The following is an 18,380-nucleotide window of genomic DNA, read 5'->3' on the forward strand; positions in this document are numbered from 1 at the left end:
CTTTATCAATGGCAGATTTAAAATATACATTAAGAGAACTAACCCTGTATTTTCTAAAACTAGGCACAATAGGTTTTGGAGGTCCGGTTGCCCTTGTAGGCTATATGCACAAAGACCTAGTAGAAAATCGAAAATGGATCTCTGATGAAGAATACAAACAAGGCTTAGCTTTGGCACAATTGGCTCCCGGACCGTTAGCTGCACAATTAGGTATCTATATTGGTTTTATACATTATCGTTTATTAGGCGCTACTTTAATCGGATTTGCATTTATATTACCTTCCTTTTTAATGGTTGTTCTTTTAGGAATCGTATACAAATTATATGGAGGATTATCCTGGATTCAGGCTGCATTTTATGGTGTTGGCGCAGCTGTTATTGGCCTTATATTGGTTAGTTCGTATAAACTTACCGTAAAATCTATTGGTAAATTCAACATAGAATCTTTTAAAATAAATTGGCTTTTGTGGCTGTTTTTTCTCATTGCTTTAGGCGTAACTTTTATAACACAGCAAGAACCCGTTTTACTATTTATTGTTGCAGGTTTTTTATATATGCTTATAAAAGCACCTCCGAAATGGTTAAACTCAAAATCTATAAATTCGATATTGTTTCTACAAATTCCTTTTTGGAATTATGAAAACGATACACTACTAAAAATTGCAATTTTCTTCGCCCAGGCAGGAACATTTGTATTTGGAAGCGGTTTAGCCATCGTGCCCTTTTTACATTCCGGTGTTGTAATCGAAAATCATTGGCTCACAGAACAGCAATTTCTGGATTCTGTCGCTGTCGCAATGATTACGCCTGGACCTGTAGTTATAACAGTCGGATTTATTGGCTATTTGGTTGACGGATTTATTGGGGCTTTGGTTGCTGCTTTAGCAACATTTTTGCCTTGCTATTTATTTACCGTTGCAATGGCGCCTTCCTTTCATAAAATTGCCAAAGATAAATCGGTCAAAGCATTTGTTGATGGTATAACGGCAGCGGTTATTGGAGCGTTGGTTGGATCTGTTTTTGTAATTGCTTCCCGTACTATAATTGATATTCCAACTGCTTTTATAGCTACTATAACTATTGCTGCTTTGTTGTATGTTAAAAATATAGCTGAACCCTACATCATACTTATTGCTGCTGTTGTTGGCTTAATTATAAAATTGATATAAAGATGTAAGGTTTTTGATTGTGTAGTTTAACCGCAAAGTTCGCAAAGGGATTACGCGAGGTTCGCAAAGTTAATCACATACAGCTTTGCGAACTTAATAACACCAACTATCGCACACCAATATAAAAATACTTTGCGCACTTTGCGGTAAAATTAACTCGCTAAGCTCAACATACCAATCTTATCTAATTTCGAAAATACTGATAAACTTTTGTTCTAGTTTTTTCCTTTTTCTCTCTTCATTCCATCTCGAATAAAAGGCCATAAAAAGTAAAAACAAATTAACGATTGTAGACGCTCTTCTGAGTCCTCTTGCAAAAAACAGAAAAAATATATTGATTACCAGAATTAGAATTATCGGAGAATATCTTGTCCAAATAACTTGAAATTTATTGTTTGCTTCAATAACATAGTCGACGCTGACTTTATTATTAACATCCTTATAATTTCCTTTTACAATAAAGGGTGTCGATGACTTCGGAGAATTTACTGTTAATCTAAAACTTGTATTATCAAAAGAACCATAAAAGGGTTTTATTGTACCGGATATAGGAAATATTCTAACCTTTTCCGTGTGTGCAGTTGTAGAACCAATTTCAGTATTGTTTTTTAATCTTGTTCTGAATTCAGATAAACTGAGTTTTGATTCCATTTAATTAAAATTTCCTTTCTAGTTTTGCTGTGGTGCCAATATACTTTTCACCATTTCATTCAAAGCATTTCCATGAATGTTTTTAGCCAGAATAATTCCGTTTTTGTCTATTAAAAAATTTAATGGTACAGATTGAAGCATATAATCTACAGCAGCAGGAGATTTCCAATATTTAAGATCACTTACTTGTATCCATGGAAGTTTTTGTTTGGCAATAGCTCCTAACCAAAGTGGCTTTTTAGTATCCATTGAAACACTGTAAATGGATAATTTACCCGGATACGTATTATATAATTTTATCAATTCCGGATGTTCCTTTGTGCATGGTCCACACCAGGACGCCCAAAAGTCAATTAAAACTAAATCTCCCCTTAAGGAAGTAAGGGCCACATTATTTCCTTTTGTATCCGGAAGATCGATTTCAGGGGCTATATCTCCCACTTCAAGACCAACAACTTGTGCATTTGAGGTTAAAACGGAGCATAAGAATGCCAAAATGAGTAAAGTTTTTTTCATAATAATCATCGATAAATTTGGGGTTATCATTATATAAAGCAAATATAAATACTTATTCATTATTCTTCCCTTCTTCATAAAATTTTCCTAAATAATTTTCTTTAAATTGGTATATCGGGAAAAGTCGATATATTTGCATCATGGAACAAATAGAAATATTTAAGGCACTGTCGAACAAATCCAGATTACAAATGCTGGAATGGTTAAAAGAACCCGAAATACACTTCCCGGAACAACTCCAGCATGCAGGATTTGAACATGGCGTTTGTGTTGGGCAAATACAAGCCAAGGCGGGCCTGACGCAATCAACAGTTTCTGAATACCTGTCCATTTTACAACGTGCCGGCTTTATAGAAGCCACACGCGTTGGACAATGGACCTACTATAAACGCAACGAAGGTGCCTTTGAAGCACTCAGTAAATTAATTCAATCTAATTTGTAAATTACTATGAGTACAAACAACCTGTTTTCGCCATTTAACTTAAAAACGTTAAATCTTAAAAACCGAATCGTAATGGCGCCAATGACGCGCTCCTTTTCTCCAAACGGAATACCAACTGATGAAGTAGCTTCTTACTACCAAAAAAGAGCTGAAGGTGAAGTTGGATTAATATTATCTGAAGGAACCGTAATCAACAGGCCTTCCTCATCAAATGATGCTAATGTACCTCATTTTCATGGTGATGCAGCTTTAAAAGGATGGAAAAATGTTATTGATGAAGTTCATGCTGCAGGCGGAAAAATGGGACCGCAAATCTGGCATATGGGAATTATGGACAATCATCATTCTGGATGGGTTCCGCCCGTTCCTTTTGAAGGTCCTTCTGGACTAAACCGACCTGACTTTAGAAATGGTGTAACCATGTCTGAAAAAGATATTGAAGATACTATTCTTGCTTTTGGACAAGCTGCTGCTGATGCCAAAAGACTAGGTTTTGATACCATTGAAATTCACGGGGCTCACGGTTATTTAATTGACCAGTTTTTTAGAGCAGAAACTAATTTACGTACTGATATTTATGGTGGAAAAACATTGCCGGAGCGTAATCGTTTTGCTATTGAAGTCGTAAAAGAAGTAAGAAAACAAGTGGGTAAAGATTTTGCAGTAATCATGCGTTTTTCTCAATTTAAACCTTCTGATTACAATTATAAACTGGCAAAAAACCCACAGGAATTAGAAGCATGGCTTACACCTCTTGTGGATGCCGGAGTTGATATTGTACACGCTTCACAACGCAGATTTTGGGAACCGGAATTTGAAGGTTCTGATTTAAACTTTGCAGGTTGGGCTAAAAAAGTAACTGGAGCACCAACAATTACTGTTGGTTCTGTAGGACTTTCAGGAGATTTCTTTGGAGCTTTTGCCGGAGAAAGTTCTGAACCAACTTCTTTAGAAGAATTAAACAGACGTTTCGACAGAGGCGATTTTGATTTGGTTGCTGTTGGAAGACCTCTTTTATCTGATCCGAATTGGGTTGCAAAAATCAAAGCCGGAAAAACAGATGAATTGAAAGGTTTCAGCAAAGAAGCTTTAGGGCAATTGGTTTTGGAATAAGTCTTTTTTAAGATACAAAGTTGCAGAGGTTCAGAGGGACAAAGGTTTTTTTCTGAACTTATATAAAATCGTAACCATTATATGCGCCATTGTAGAGGCGCACAGCAGTGCGTCTACACAAAGTATATCAACAAAAAAGATCAAATCATAAATGCAAAAAGGGATGAAACAAAGTATGTTTCATCCCTTTTTTTGAATAGCTAATAACTAACAAAATTAGAAATTCAATATTTTTTAATTAGGTTCAGAGTTGCAAAGGCTCAGAGGGACAAAGTTTTTCCTTTGAACCTTTGTAGCTATGCCACTTTGCTCCTTCTCTGAAATTTCTTTTGAAGCCAATTTCTAACAGGCTCATCGTATAATTTCAAACATAAATACGCAATAACAATACTGGTAATTAAAACGCCAATTCCTACCATATATCCATCTTCTAATGCTACTTTATTATCAACCACCCAGGCAAAATACCAATAAATTAGCGGATAATGTGTGATATAAATTGGATAAGATATATCACCTAAAAGTTTGCATATTTTAGCAGAGAAAGCACTTTTAATTTCACCTCCCGCACCAATAGCAACAATTAGAGGAAATACTAAAATAATACAGAAAGATTCATACAAACCATTCATCCATAAGCTATTTTCATCTCCGATTCTTGGTATAATAAGAACTGCAGAAATCAGTAAACTGCAAACCCAGAAAGCACCTTTTATGTGGATTAATTTACCTAAACGACAAAGTAAAACACCTGCAAAAAACGGATATAACAAACGTGTAAAACCAACATTCATTTGTTCTAAATTCAAAGACCATCCGCCAATCACATCTCCTTTTGGTCCGAAAACAGTATAATTAATCAGCATTCCGGCGAATATCAATACAAAAATGGTCATGACTTTATTGGAGAATTTACGAAATAAAACAGCATATAAAATATTGGCTATATATTCAAAGAAAAGCGACCATGCCGGCCCGTCAAGCGGATGCATTTCGCCCCATCCCCTGATTTCCATTGAGGGTGGAATTGGCAATAATGTAAAACCGATAACCATGGTTAAAATTACTTTCCACACTTCCATACCAGCGATTTGAGGAAACAAAATATCCGAAGCCTGAAAATAATAGAATATGGCGCCAATTATCATTCCCATAATGACCATGGGCTGAAGGCGAATTAAGCGTCGTTTGTAAAATTCCCATTGTGTCATTTTTGCCCAGCGATCGTCATAAGCATAGGCTACCACAAATCCGGACAAAAGAAAAAAGAAATCAACGGCTAAATAACCATGGTTTATTATTTGTTTAAATCGGCTTCCTCCGTTATGCGCTTCAAAAATATGAAATGCAACAACTAAAATAGCGGCTACTCCACGTAAGCCATCCAGAATTTCGTAATGTTTTTTTGGTTTAAAATCAGTAGAAATTGAACTCATAAAAAAATTGTTTTTGGTTTATTAAAGGTTAGTTAATCTTGGTTTGTGTATTTAACCGCAAAGTACGCAAAGGTTTTACGCCAAGTTCGCTAAGTTTTATTCACATAGCTTTGCGAACTTAAAAAGACAACGTAAACACAACGATAAAAAAATACTTAGCGCACCTTGCGGTAAAATTCGCAAAGCTTTACGTAAAACTACATAATTATCTAATTTTCTAATTATCTCAATTATCTAATTATCTATTCCTGGTGATTCTTAAGCCATTCTAATCTTCGTTGATCCGGTAAATGTGTTACTTTAAAATTTTCGAATTTAGCTTCGAAACCTTTTCCGTATGGTGATGCGGCCATTAAACCAACCATTACGGGTGTATTATCTTGTAACGGCGCATTTCTTGTCATAATATAATTTTTATCATCGTAAGAGAAAAACACTTCAACAGCATCTAATCTTCTCACAACTTTGATCCATACAAATGGCGGTGCTTTATCCAGCGTTGTTACACTCCAATCACTTTTATCATGCGTTACAACCGTGCTTATATTGAACTTTCCGTCAACAAATTCAACTCCGGTTTTAATGTAGTTTTTTTCATCAATACGAATCATTAATCCCATTTGGTCAAAACGGGCGATATAATTCCCTGTTATTTTTACTTTGGCCTCAAATTCTCCGCCGTAAGTGGCGTAATAAAAAGGCGCATCATCAACAGTAAATCCGTAATGCGAAATACGCCAATAATCACTGCTCGCGGTTACATTCATAATCAAAGCATTGTTTTTAATTTCCCATTTTTCAGGTTCATTAAACCATTGCATTTTGTTCAGGCTTTGTGCCGAAAGATTTTGTGCTACAAATAAAGCGATAACACCAAGTAGAATATTTTTCATGTCATTTGTTTTTTATTAAACCTTTAAGATATTAAGAAAATAAAGTATAACTGTGCTAGAGTTTCAAAAATACATTAAGGCATTAAGTTTAACGATTTTCAAACCTTTAACATCTAATATTTTACATCTAATTTATTGAAAAAGCAAAGCTGCAACTTTTTACCATTGCAGCTTTACAACCAACCAATTTAGAAAATTAATGAAATTATTGAAGTGAAAAACTCACTTTAGATTTTATATCTGTAGATGATGCACCAATTATCGCTTCAAAAGCTCCTGGTTCAGCAACCCAGTCGTGTTTTTTATCGTCGAAGAAACTCAACGCCGTTTTGTCAACCGTAAAAGTTACTGTTTTCTCTTCTCCTGCTTTTAGTGAAACTTTCTCAAAACCTTTTAATTCTTTAATTGGACGAACCAATGAAGATTTTAAATCACTGATATAAAGCTGAACTACCTCAGAACCTTCTCTGCTTCCTGTATTTTTTACTTTTACAGAAAATGTAATCTCATCTCCAGTCGACATTTGTTTTTTGTCTGCTGTTACTTTTCCGTATTCAAAAGTGGTGTAGCTTAAACCGTGTCCGAAAGCGAATAATGGTTTTACTTTTTGCTTGTCAGCCCAACGATAACCTACAAAAATGCTTTCTTTATAAGTAACTTCATCTCCTCCAGGAAAATCTCCTAAAGCGTGTGCTCCGTTATCAGTTAATTTTACAGGGAAAGTAAAAGTCAGTTTTCCGGAAGGATTTACATCTCCTACTAAAACTGCAGCCAGAGCAGTTCCTGCTTCTGTACCTAAAAACCATCCTTGCACAATTCCCGGAACTTCCTTTACCCACGGCATTGCCACAGCATTTCCTGAAATATTTACATAAACCAGGTTTTTATTTACTTTAACTAACTCAGATATTAATTTATCCTGACCGTATGAAAGTTCTAGTCCTTTACGATCATGCCCTTCATCATCCTGATTTGGACTTTTATTCAAGCCTCCAATAAACAGCACAATATCAGCATCTTTTGCTACTTTTAACGCTTCGGCGGTTAATTCCGCCGGAGAACGTTTTTCTTCTAAACTTACTTTTGCAATAACTCCGTTATAATTACTTGTCGGATCTCCAACATAACCACGAGCATAAACGATTTCAGCCTGATTTCCAATTCTCTTTTTTAATCCTTCAAGAGGTGTAATTTCATATCTGGCTTTCAATGAAGAACTTCCACCACCAACAGTCATCATTTTGATTGCATTTTCTCCAATAACAGCAATCTTTTTTGTTTTAGAAAGATTGATTGGCAAAATGTTATTGTTATTTTGAAGCAATACAATTCCTTCTTCAGCAATTTTCAAACCTGCCTTAGTATGTTCTTCTGTACCAAAAGATCCAAAAGGTCTATTTTTATTCATAGTAGTCAGGAAAGACAAACGTAAAATACGACGTACTTTTTCGTCTAATTCTTTAGTTCCTATCTCCCCTTTTCTAATCATTTCTGAATAGGGTTTTGCCAAATAATAGTTATCATAAGCATTACTTGTTCCCCATGTGAGTCCGTTGGTCCAGGAACCGAATTCCATATCCAGACCATTATGAATCGCTTGTTTAGTATCATGAACTCCTCCCCAATCTGAGATTACAACACCTTTGAAACCCCATTCTCCACGAAGAATATCATTCAATAAAAACTCATTGTGGCAACATTGCTGTCCTTTGTATTTATTGTAAGAGCCCATAATTGCCCACGCATCACCTTCTTGCACAGCTGCTTTAAAAGCTGGAAGGTAAATTTCGTACAAGGCACGATCGTCAACGATTACGTTAACAGCATTACGATTGGTTTCCTGATTGTTTAAAGCAAAATGTTTTACACAGGCAGCAACTCCATTCGATTGAACTCCTTTAATATAAGGAACCACCATTTTTGAAGTTAAGAAAGGGTCTTCGCCCATATATTCGAAGTTACGTCCGTTTAAAGGTGTTCTATAAATGTTTACACCAGGACCTAACAATACATTTTTGTTACGATAACGCGCTTCTTCACCAATTGATTTTCCGTATAAAGAAGCTAAATCTTTGTTCCATGTTGCAGAAAGTGCTGTTAAAGCCGGAAATGCAATACAAGAATCGTTTGTCCAGCCTGCCTGATCCCATTCATCCCACTTAACTTCGGTACGAATTCCGTGTGGCCCGTCGGTCATCCAGTTTTCGGGAATTCCGAGACGCTTCACACCTGGTGAACTGAATTTAGACTGCGCATGTATCATGGCAATTTTTTCGGCCGTTGTCATTTTCGAAAGCGCATCTTCTACACGTTCGTTAATTGGCTTTTTATCATCGAGATAAACCGGAACACTGTTTTGGGCATTCATCCCAAACGAACTCAACATAAGTATAACAAGAAGAGTTTTAACGTTTTTAAACATAACTATTAATTTATTAAAGCATTTAATTTACAAGTGGGGACTTTTAGTCAAAAGTACCTTATAATAATATTGTAAAGCTAAAACGTTATAGTTCGTGTTAGAATTTTAAACGAAAAAAAGTAGTGAAATAAAAAATTAAAATAATGATTTTCAGTTGTTTACTATTTTTTAAAAGGTAAAAAAAGTAGTAGATTTAAAATAAATCATTACATTTTCAATGATATTAAACCGATTTTCATGACCATTTCTTCAAAATCATTTCGGGAAACTGCCGCTTTATTTCGAGCTCTCGTGCGATAGTTGTAAATAGTGCTTAAAGAGTAACGCAGAAAAGCGGCAATTTTTACACTGTCTGTAATTCCAAGTCGGATAAGTGCAAAAATGCGAAGTTCTGTATTTAGTAATTCACCTTGTTTCAAAACGATCTGTTCTTCCTTAATAAGCAAATCATTAAAGTCTTTTACAAAAGTTGGATATAAATTCAGAAAGATGATATCAAAATTCTTGTATAATTCTTCCAATTCATTATCAACCAAAGTTGTTGATTTAAGCATTCTATAGATTTCATCAAATTGTTTCGCCGTTGCCTTTTTATTTAAGATGATACGATAGTTTTCTAACTTATTGATGTAAGCGGAACAAAGACTAAAGAAGTGCGCAATATATTCCTCTTTAATATGATTTGATTCTGATAATTGTGCATTACGTTCCTGTAATTGATTGTTGGTCTCAGTAATATCTTTGTTTAATTCGGCTAATTTTTGACTGGTTTCATAAAGTTCTCCACGAATTCTGGATACCTTTTTCATTTGTTTGTAAACGTAAATTACCGCCACGATTAAAAATGCTGATAATAAACTAATACATAAAAGATAAAGTTGAAGCTCTGTTTTTCTTTTTGCTTCTCTTTCTAAATAGACCGTATTTATAATCGAATAAACCTCTGACATCAAAAGCGTACGAAATTGAACATTGCAATAAAGCGCGTCTTCAATCGCTGATTGCGTCAATTTATACGCCATATCGACATCTCCAATTTCATAAAAAACCAAAGCCAGTTCCTGAAGTGAAGCGTTATCTTTATTGGCATTTTTTATATCGGCAGTGGCAGAAAGTGCATAGTATTTTTTTCGCAATTCTAATTGATGCGACCTTTCGTAAATACTACCCAAAAGATAAGTAATCATTGCATATTGCGGATTATCTTCTTTGGTATTTTCCAGTAAAACTTTTAGTTGCTTTTCAGCTGTACCCATTTTGAGATACATTCCCTGCTGAATTTTATTGATTTTGTAATTTAAAGAATTAGGATCTAATACCATCAAAAGAGAATCACGGTATTTTTGAATTTGCTGCATGTATTGAGCACTATAACTATTAGCAGCATAATGCTCAAAAAACTCACGATACGCTACGTAATAATTGGGAAGCAATTCCTTTGACAAAGTTTTCTTGTCTATGCTTTTTATAAGCGCTTCTGATTCTCTGTATTTTCCTGAAGAAGAATAAAGCGTAACCAATTGTATTTTTGCTAAATTCGATAAGTCTTTATTTTGAAGTTCATCAGCAATTTTTAAATTCTTTTTGATATAAAAGATAGCCGAATCTGAATTGAATTTTTGATATTCTGTATATAAGGTTTTATTGTAGTTGTACTCCTGCTCTTTGGTTAAATCGTCTGACTTAATTTTTTTGAAGTTTAAAATACGTTCCTCTTTAAGCTGAACATACCGTTGTTTGTTTTTTAAAGCATCGTTTAGCTTATCCAAAATAGTATCTGTACTATCTGATGCATGAACCGGGTTTCCTAAAAGAACCAATAAAAGAAACAGAAAATAATTTTTCAAACTAAATAAGATAAATGATACCTACAAATATAATAAAGTGATGTAATTAATTGGATTTAATTATTAAGGCTTTCTTTTTTCAGAATCTTAAATTTCATAACAAAAAAAGTAGAAAAACTGCCTTATAAAAAATCCATTTTAAAGAAATCACCACAATGATTTTATAATTTTGTTAGAACAACATTTTCTTAATTAAAAAACTACATTACCATGCCACATTTTGTTATTGATTGTTCCGAAAGCGTCATCCGATTAAAATCCGCTGAAGAAATTATGAGTCAGGTTTTTAATGCAGCTTTATCTACTGATCTTTTTATTCCTTCTGAAATTAAAGTCCGCATCAATCCATTTTCGTATTATAATAACGGAGATACTTTGGATGATTTCATTCATGTATTTGGGTATATTATGGAAGGCCGAAATACGGAGCAAAAAGCAAAATTATCAAAAGCGATTGTTACAACGTTAAACAATATCTTGCCTGAAGTACCAGTCATATCAATCAATATCAAAGATTTTGAGAAGGCCAGTTATTTTAATAAAACTATGATTTAAATGACCTTATTATTTAATGATATAATAAAGTCAATCGCATATATACTTTGTTATAAAAAAAATAATCCCACTCGAGCATTCAATTTGAATATTCAAGTGGGATTATAATTTTAAAAACAAGTTTTAACCAACAAAATTTGTTTTTCAATTAGGGTTTTAATTCTGTAAATGCTGTAGTTAACTCAAAAGCTTTATTTACTTTTTCCACCGTAATTTCGCTTGACACTAAAAACTCAGCTGTCTTTTTTATGTTTAATGACGAGGCTCCAACTAGAACTTTATAGGTTCCTGCTTCAGCAATCCAGGCGCTTTTATTCTCTAAAAACGAAGCCAGATCTTTTGGAGATAATGTCAATATCAAAGTTTCGCTTTCACCTGGTTTTAATTCTTTTGTTTTAGCAAACGCTTTTAATTCCTCTTTTGGTTTATCAATAGATTTTGCCGGAGCTGAAAGATAAAGCTGAACTATTTCCTTTCCTGAAGTTTTACCAATATTTTTCACTGTAACTGAAATCGTCAATTTATCTGCAAAAGTTGCTGAGCTTAATTTTAAATCTGAATAATCGAAAGTAGTATACGAATTCCCATAACCAAATTCATAAGATGGTTTTATATTGAATGTATTGTAATAACGATATCCAACATAAATACCTTCTTCGTACGTCACTTCTTTCGGATTATTAACAGGAATTCCAGGGAAATTTTTTGCCGACGGTGTATCAGTATATTTAACTGGAAACGTCATTGTTAATTTTCCTGACGGATTTACTTTACCCGAAACTACATCTGCAACAGAATGTCCGCCTTCCTGTCCTGGTTGCCAGGCTAATAAAATGGCATCTGCTTTATCCTTCCACGATGCTGTTTCAATTACGCCTCCAATATTTAAAATAACAACTACTTTTTTACCTTTTTCATGAAAAGCTTTTGAAATTTTATCCAGCATTTCAAGTTCTTCTGCTGCCAGATTAAAGTCATTATCAACAACTCTATCGTTAAATTCTCCGGAGTTTCTTCCTAAAGTAACCAATGCAATTTCAGAGCTTGCTGCTTTTTTAGCAATAAAAGCATTATCCATTTTCAATTCACGAAGTCTTTCAGGGAGAGCCATAACTCCTTTTTCTTCTCTTCTTTGCTTTTCGGCAACTGCTTCTTTATCAGCGTACGGTTTATACAAATCAACCAATTCCTTGTCTAATCTGTAACCGGCAGCATTCAAGCCTTCTAAAAGAGAGACTGTGTGTTTGTTATTTACGCTTCCGCTTCCGGTTCCGCCTGTAATCCAGGCATACGATGTAACTCCAAATACAGAAATCTCTTTTTGTTTGTCGGCAAAAGGCAATGCGTTGTTTGTGTTTTTAAGCAAAACCATTCCTTCCGCCGCTGCATTTCTCGTTACTTCGGCATTTTTAGCTAAGTTGGGTTTATCGCTGTATTTATATTTTGTAAAAGTTGGTGTACGGAAAATATATTCTAAAATTCTTTTAGCGTTTATGTTGGCAACTTCCTGAGATAATTTACCTGAATTTAAAGCTTCTAACAATGCTTTTTTCTGAATCGGAATTCCAGGCATCAAAAGATCATTTCCAGCAATCATTTGTTTCACTACATCAGAATTTGAACCTTCTTTTATAGTTTCAAAACCTGGAAAACCTCCAAACCAGTCGGTCATTACAATTCCCTTAAAACCCCATTCATTTCTTAAAACCTCAGTCAGTAAATCTTTTCTGGCAGAAGTATATTCCCCGTTCAATTTATTGTACGAAGACATGATCGTCCACGGCTGAGATTCTTTAACTGTAATTTCAAAACCTTTTAAATACAATTCTCTAATTGCTCTTTCAGAAACGTTTGCATTGATGGTCAATCGGTTGGTTTCTTCATTATTAACAGCAAAATGCTTGATCGAAGTTCCTACACCTTGAGACTGAATTCCGTTTACAATCGCAGCTGCTGTTTTTCCAGAAATCAAAGGATCTTCAGAATAATATTCGAAATTCCTTCCGTTCAAGGGATTTCTATGAATATTCAAAGCCGGCGCTAATAAAACATCAACACCATATTCTTTTACTTCATTTCCCATTGCTTTTCCCACTTCTTCTAAAAGTACTTTATTCCATGTCGAAGCCAAAGCTGTTCCTACCGGAAATGCCGTTGCATAATAGGTTTTTGAGTCGTTCTCTCTCGTTGGCGCAATTCTTAAACCTGCAGGACCATCGGCCACAATAGTTGCAGGAATTCCGAATCGCTTAAAAGCAGCTGTTCCGCCAGCAGCACCGGGAACCAAACCTTGTTTAGAATCTCCAATAGGACCAGTTAGCACTTCAATTCCAGGCATTCCGGTTCCGATAAGCAATTCTGCTTTTTCTGCATTGGTCATTTCCTTGATGATCGCATCAATTCTTTGATCTGCAGAAAGACGCGTGTCTTCCCAAAGGTCTAATTTTCCATTTCTGTTAAAGTCTTGAAAAGTAAATCCGTTAACAGTAAGAATCGGCGGATTTTCATTATTAGAAATGTTATTCCATGAAATGTTAGAAATCACTAATGCTGTCAAAAGCGACACTCGGGCTGTTTTTATAATTGTTTTTTTCATTGTTGAAAATTTTAAATGCAGTGGATAAATTGTAAAGTTTTAATATTTAATAATTTTCATTGCTTCTTAATGAAGCAATATTAATTACTTTTTTCGAGATCAACAAATAAAATGTCTTAAAATTTCATTTATCGTAACTAGTTCCGCAGTAGCTTAACATATTCTTAGTCGGATAAATATTCGATTGAAAATTATGCATAAGTAAAAACCTTCTAAAAGCATTTATTTTAAAGGTTACGATTACTTTTTTGATAAATTAAATTGATTTTTAATTTTCAAAAAGAGTAAATTTGAAATCAAATCAATACAATGGAACTAAAAAAAATATTGGAGCAGCAATCTGAGGAGTCATGGAAAAAATACATTCCAACACTTTCTATTGACTGTGTTATTTTTAGTTTCCATGAAAAGTCGCTTCATGTTCTAACGGTAAAAATGAAGGATCAGGATTTATGGGGATTGCCTGGCGGTTATGTAAAAAAAGAAGAAAATGTTGATGATGCAGCCGTTCGTATTTTAAAAGACAGAACAGGAACAGAAAATATTTACCTACAGCAATTTTATACTTTCGGGAATTTAAAACGCTCAGAAAGTGCTTTTGAAGCGTATGATGATAGCATTTGGAACAAACAACGTTTTGTTTCGATTGGTTATTATGCGCTGGCAGAACATTCTAAAGTAAGTTTAATTATTGATGAATATTCGAACGCCTGCGAGTGGAAATCTATTGATTCCTTACCGGAATTTATGATGGACCACAGAACAATTTTTGATAAAGCCTTGCTTACACTTCGCGAACAATTAAACAATCACCCCATTGGCTATAATCTTTTGCCGGAGAAATTTACAATGCCGGAACTTCAAAAATTATATGAAGCTATTTTAGGAAAAAAACTAAATAGAGGAAATTTTTATCGAAAGATACTGCGTTACGATATACTAACAAAATTAGACGAATCTCGAAAAGGAGGCGCGCACAAAGCTCCGGATTTGTACAGTTTTGATTTAGAGAAATATAACAGCGCTTTAAGTGAAGGTTTGAAAGGAAACTGGTGATCTTTTCACCATATAAGTGAACCACATTTAATTTCTATTTTCAAACATAGCCCGTGGTTGAACCAGGGGCTATATTTGACAAAGCTGAGATCTATTTTCTTTACTCTATATTCTATATTCTCAATTAACAGCAATTGGCGCCGACAGACAACTTTCCGGAATATCAAAAGCATTTACTAATGCAACGGCATCCGGGCGAATATCCCAGCAAAGCTGATTGACCATTTTACGGATTGCTTTGGTTTTTACTGCTTCCATATAACCATCTTCAAGATACCAGCCTTTGTTTTTTTCTAACTGCGAAAGCGCATATAACTGATTTAATTGGGTCAATATTACTTTTGATTTTTCATCCTCAACCGTTTTAATCGCTGCCTGAAATTGTTCTAAAACTACTCGTTCCAGATAAGCCTGAGCAACATCGATCATTTGGTGTTGTACTACATTGAAAGCATCGTAAGGTTCTAAACCGTTATCAACTAATTTTTTAATACGTTGTGCAGCCGATGCTAGAATTGTTTTTTCTCTGTGGATAAAAGCCTGCAAATGAAATTGTTCATCCAATAAATGTTCATCATCTGTCCTTCTGGTTGCTATCGGATTTTTTTCAGTAATAGCTGCTTTGGCATTTTCATACACATAATTGATGATTCCCAAAGAACCCATTTCTCCAAATGCTTTTCTGAATTCCGACAAACGATTTTTGGCTACCAATTGCATCAAAACGGTATTATCACCTTCAAAAGTGGTGTAAATTTCAGTATCATTTTTTAAGGCATCGATTCTGTTTTCAGATAAATATCCTTTTCCGCCACAAGCCTCTCGGCATTCCTGCAAAATATCCCGGGTACTCCAGGTAGAATAGGATTTCATTCCGGCCGCCAAAGCTTCAATTTCCTGCATTTCATCTTCTGTTCTATTCAAAAATCTTTTGGTCAGGTATTGCAATGCAAAATGAACAGCATAAGTTTTGGCCAAATGTGGCAATAATCTTCTCTGATGCATTCTGTAATTTAAAATAGGAACTTCTGAGCCTCCTTCCAGGCCAAATTGTCTTCTTTGATCGCTGTAACGAATGGCAATAGTCAAACCTGATTTGGCTGCCGCCAAAGCAGAACGCGGAATCCCGATTCGGCCTCCAACTAAAGTTCCAAGCATAGTAAAAAACCGCCTGTTATCACTCGGAATCGGACTTTCAAATTCCCCTTTGTCATTTACAGAAGCAAAACGATCTAACATATTTTCTTTTGGAATCACAACATTATTAAACGAAATTGTTCCGTTATCAACGCCATTTAAACCCATTTTGTGACCACAATCGCCAATCGTAACTCCGTTTAACACATTTCCGTTTGTATCTCGCAACGGAACCACAAAAGCGTTTACGCCATAATCATGATCATCAATGATTAGTTTAGCGAAAACGGTTGCCATTTGTCCGTGAACTGCGGCGTTGCCAATGTATTCTTTTTGAGCATTTTTGTTAGGAGTATGAATCGTAAAAGTCTGATCGTTGTGATTGTAAGTTGCTGTCGTTTCCAATCCTTTTACGTTTGAACCATGATGTGTTTCGGTCATTGCAAAACAACCCGGAATTTTCAACGAACCAATATCTTTTAAGTATTTGGCATAATGTTTTTCAGTCCCCAATGATTGAACACTCATCCCCCAAAGGCCAAACTGAACACCAAATTTTATCACCAAACTTAAATCGTGATAACTCAGGGTTTCCATTATTGCAAAATAATCGGCTATGTTTTCTCCTCCACCATATTGTTTTGGATAGGCCATATTTCCGAGGTTTTCTTCGGCTAAAATTTTACACCAGTTGTACACGGTTTGGCGGTAAACATTAATGTCTGTTGAAGTCTCATAAGCAAATTCAGGTCTGGAAATGACTGATTTGACTCTTTTGATAATCGCTGCTTCTTTTCCATCTAAAAGCTCAGTTATTTTCTGAATATCAAAATTAGAAGTGGTTTGAGAATTAGCTGTAAAAGAACTGGCTTTGGTTTTAAAATTCTGAATTACTTCTTCGCCTAAAATTCCAAGATCATTTTCAAGCTTTATAAATTCAGGTTTTACTGCCGAAATATCTACATCTTTTTCAGAAAGTGCTTCAGCAATATCAAAAATAGATTTTATAGAAGCTTTATCCTGAATACTTTTCTCTATATCCAGTTTCCACTGTGCGAGTTCATTTCGCGAAGGCGGGTTTGAAATATCAACTTTAGAGAGCAGCTGTTGTTTTTCTTCAGGCGAAAGCCAGGTCAAATCATGTATAAACTGCTGAATTGTGGCGAACTCTTTTTGAGTGAGTAAATCATCAGACCACACTAAATAGACTAACGGTATAAAGGCCTGGAGTTTGGTATTTTTCATAAAATATAGAATCGGTTTAGGAATAGAATTTTATTTTTTTGCCACAGATTTCACAGATTTAAAGGATTTTTTATTAGTTATCTTGAAATCTTTTTAATCTGTGGCATTTATTTTTATTACGCTTTACTGCATAAAAAAAACAGGAATGAAAATACTCATTCCTGTTTTAAAATCCTGTTAAGATTCTGGTAATTTATTTTTAAACCAATAAAAAAGTATGCCAATTACATTTAGATCGAATCTTTAGACGACAGGATATATTTTTGTTTTAATGCAAATAAATGATGTGAATTAAAAACGACAACAGCAACAAAAATAATGCTGTACGCTACAATTTGCAGTACGCCAATTTTTTCATGAAAAAAGAAAGCCGCCAATGCGAAAGCAATCATAGGATTGATGTTTAAAAGCATTCCGACTGTTGATGAATTGATTCCTGAAAGTGCGTACAAATTCAAAAACAATGGAAATATGGTAAAGAGTACGGCGATAGTTTCAATACAAAAATAGAACTTAAATTCTGTTGGAACAGGTCCGCTGTAAGCCGGATAAAAGGGCAATAAAAAGAGTGCAGCCAACGTAATGTGAAACGTTAGAACAATAAACTTATCAAAACCTTTATTGACACGCTGACTTACCAAATAACAGGCATACGTAAATCCGATTATGATACTGAAAACCATGTCCATAATATCAGCATACGAAAGCAATAAACAGCCGGTAATACTTAGTCCAACTGAGATCCATTGCGTTTTACTTAGTTTTTCATGTAAAAGAAAATAAGCTAATAATGTCGTTAGAATTGGACATACCAAATAGGCCAAAGAAGTTGCTTTTACACTCACATGGTTCATTACATAAATAAAAGTGAACCAGTTTGCCATTAAAAATACGCTTCCGCCAATATTTAAGAGTAACGCCTTTCTTTTTTCTGAAGTGGATAAAGATTTGAAAATTGCAATAGTATCCTGAATTTTTTTTCTTCTGAATAAAAAGGAAATCAAAAGCATCAAAATGCTACAGCTAAAAACGCGGTAAAATAAAATATCTAATGATGGATAGTCGTGTATTGGTTTCAGCGCCAAACTGAAAAATCCCCATATTGTAAAACAGGTAATGGCAGCTAAGTAATATTTGGTGGTTTTCACAGTTTCTGGTTTTAATTTCTTTACTGAAACAAATTTCTTAAAAATAAAACAGCAATACAGATACAGTTTTTGTAAATTGCACCATAACAGTTTTTTTATGAAATCGCCATGATTCTTAATTACAAACTATTAATGAATCTCATGGCGATACCA

14 protein-coding genes are annotated in these 18,380 nt (G+C 34.5%); 5 read left to right on the top strand and 9 right to left on the bottom strand.

Translation table 11 applies throughout. The features are described from left to right. The first annotated feature begins 8 nt into the window (after positions 1 to 8). Positions 9 to 1,169: a chromate transporter gene (locus tag IHE43_RS16600; protein ID WP_192184935.1), complete on the top strand. Its 1,161-nt coding sequence runs from the start codon at positions 9 to 11 to the stop codon at positions 1,167 to 1,169. Positions 1,170 to 1,349: 180 nt separating this feature from the next. On the opposite strand, the gene IHE43_RS16605 is transcribed toward IHE43_RS16600, so the two are convergent. Continuing rightward, complete coding sequence (locus IHE43_RS16605) at positions 1,350 to 1,820, bottom strand: hypothetical protein (protein ID WP_192184936.1); 471 nt, start codon at positions 1,818 to 1,820, stop codon at positions 1,350 to 1,352. Positions 1,821 to 1,838: 18 nt separating this feature from the next. Then, a complete protein-coding gene (locus IHE43_RS16610; RefSeq protein ID WP_192184937.1) occupies positions 1,839 to 2,336 on the bottom strand; it encodes a TlpA disulfide reductase family protein in 498 nt (165 codons plus the stop codon). Positions 2,337 to 2,476: 140 nt separating this feature from the next. On the opposite strand from IHE43_RS16610, the gene IHE43_RS16615 reads away from it, so the two are divergent. Then, positions 2,477 to 2,779 (top strand): helix-turn-helix transcriptional regulator, encoded by a 303-nt coding sequence (locus IHE43_RS16615; protein ID WP_192184938.1) that lies wholly within the window; start codon positions 2,477 to 2,479, stop codon positions 2,777 to 2,779. Between the two features lie 6 nt (positions 2,780 to 2,785). Next, on the top strand, positions 2,786 to 3,892 hold the full coding sequence (locus IHE43_RS16620; protein WP_192184939.1) for an NADH:flavin oxidoreductase: 1,107 nt from the start codon (positions 2,786 to 2,788) through the stop codon (positions 3,890 to 3,892). A gap of 296 nt (positions 3,893 to 4,188) precedes the next feature. Here IHE43_RS16620 and IHE43_RS16625 read toward each other — a convergent pair whose 3' ends face one another. The 4 genes from IHE43_RS16625 to IHE43_RS16640 form a co-directional block, all read right to left on the bottom strand. After that, a complete protein-coding gene (locus IHE43_RS16625; protein ID WP_192184940.1) occupies positions 4,189 to 5,328 on the bottom strand; it encodes an acyltransferase in 1,140 nt (379 codons plus the stop codon). A 242-nt stretch (positions 5,329 to 5,570) separates the two neighbouring features. Then, positions 5,571 to 6,221: a DUF1349 domain-containing protein gene (locus tag IHE43_RS16630; protein WP_192184941.1), complete on the bottom strand. Its 651-nt coding sequence runs from the start codon at positions 6,219 to 6,221 to the stop codon at positions 5,571 to 5,573. Between the two features lie 205 nt (positions 6,222 to 6,426). After that, positions 6,427 to 8,643, bottom strand: a complete 2,217-nt coding sequence (locus IHE43_RS16635) for a glycoside hydrolase family 3 C-terminal domain-containing protein (protein ID WP_192184942.1) — start codon at positions 8,641 to 8,643, stop codon at positions 6,427 to 6,429. 206 nt (positions 8,644 to 8,849) lie between these two features. After that, positions 8,850 to 10,490 (bottom strand): DUF6377 domain-containing protein, encoded by a 1,641-nt coding sequence (locus tag IHE43_RS16640; protein WP_192184943.1) that lies wholly within the window; start codon positions 10,488 to 10,490, stop codon positions 8,850 to 8,852. A gap of 210 nt (positions 10,491 to 10,700) precedes the next feature. On the opposite strand from IHE43_RS16640, the gene IHE43_RS16645 reads away from it, so the two are divergent. Then, positions 10,701 to 11,045 carry a 5-carboxymethyl-2-hydroxymuconate Delta-isomerase gene (locus tag IHE43_RS16645; protein WP_192184944.1) on the top strand — a complete coding sequence of 115 codons (345 nt, stop codon included), beginning with the start codon at positions 10,701 to 10,703 and terminating at the stop codon, positions 11,043 to 11,045. 148 nt (positions 11,046 to 11,193) lie between these two features. Here IHE43_RS16645 and IHE43_RS16650 read toward each other — a convergent pair whose 3' ends face one another. Then, positions 11,194 to 13,641 (bottom strand): glycoside hydrolase family 3 C-terminal domain-containing protein, encoded by a 2,448-nt coding sequence (locus IHE43_RS16650; RefSeq protein WP_192184945.1) that lies wholly within the window; start codon positions 13,639 to 13,641, stop codon positions 11,194 to 11,196. Between the two features lie 309 nt (positions 13,642 to 13,950). Between IHE43_RS16650 and IHE43_RS16655 the strand changes: the two genes are divergently transcribed. Further along, positions 13,951 to 14,697 carry an NUDIX domain-containing protein gene (locus IHE43_RS16655; RefSeq protein WP_192184946.1) on the top strand — a complete coding sequence of 249 codons (747 nt, stop codon included), beginning with the start codon at positions 13,951 to 13,953 and terminating at the stop codon, positions 14,695 to 14,697. A gap of 120 nt (positions 14,698 to 14,817) precedes the next feature. On the opposite strand, the gene IHE43_RS16660 is transcribed toward IHE43_RS16655, so the two are convergent. After that, positions 14,818 to 17,079, bottom strand: a complete 2,262-nt coding sequence (locus IHE43_RS16660; protein ID WP_192184947.1) for an acyl-CoA dehydrogenase — start codon at positions 17,077 to 17,079, stop codon at positions 14,818 to 14,820. Between the two features lie 230 nt (positions 17,080 to 17,309). Further along, positions 17,310 to 18,227 carry an EamA family transporter gene (locus IHE43_RS16665; RefSeq protein WP_192184948.1) on the bottom strand — a complete coding sequence of 306 codons (918 nt, stop codon included), beginning with the start codon at positions 18,225 to 18,227 and terminating at the stop codon, positions 17,310 to 17,312. Positions 18,228 to 18,380: the final 153 nt, after the last annotated feature.

Origin of the sequence: Flavobacterium sp. MDT1-60, from assembly GCF_014844035.1 — a bacterium.
Taxonomy (GTDB): Bacteria; Bacteroidota; Bacteroidia; order Flavobacteriales; family Flavobacteriaceae; genus Flavobacterium.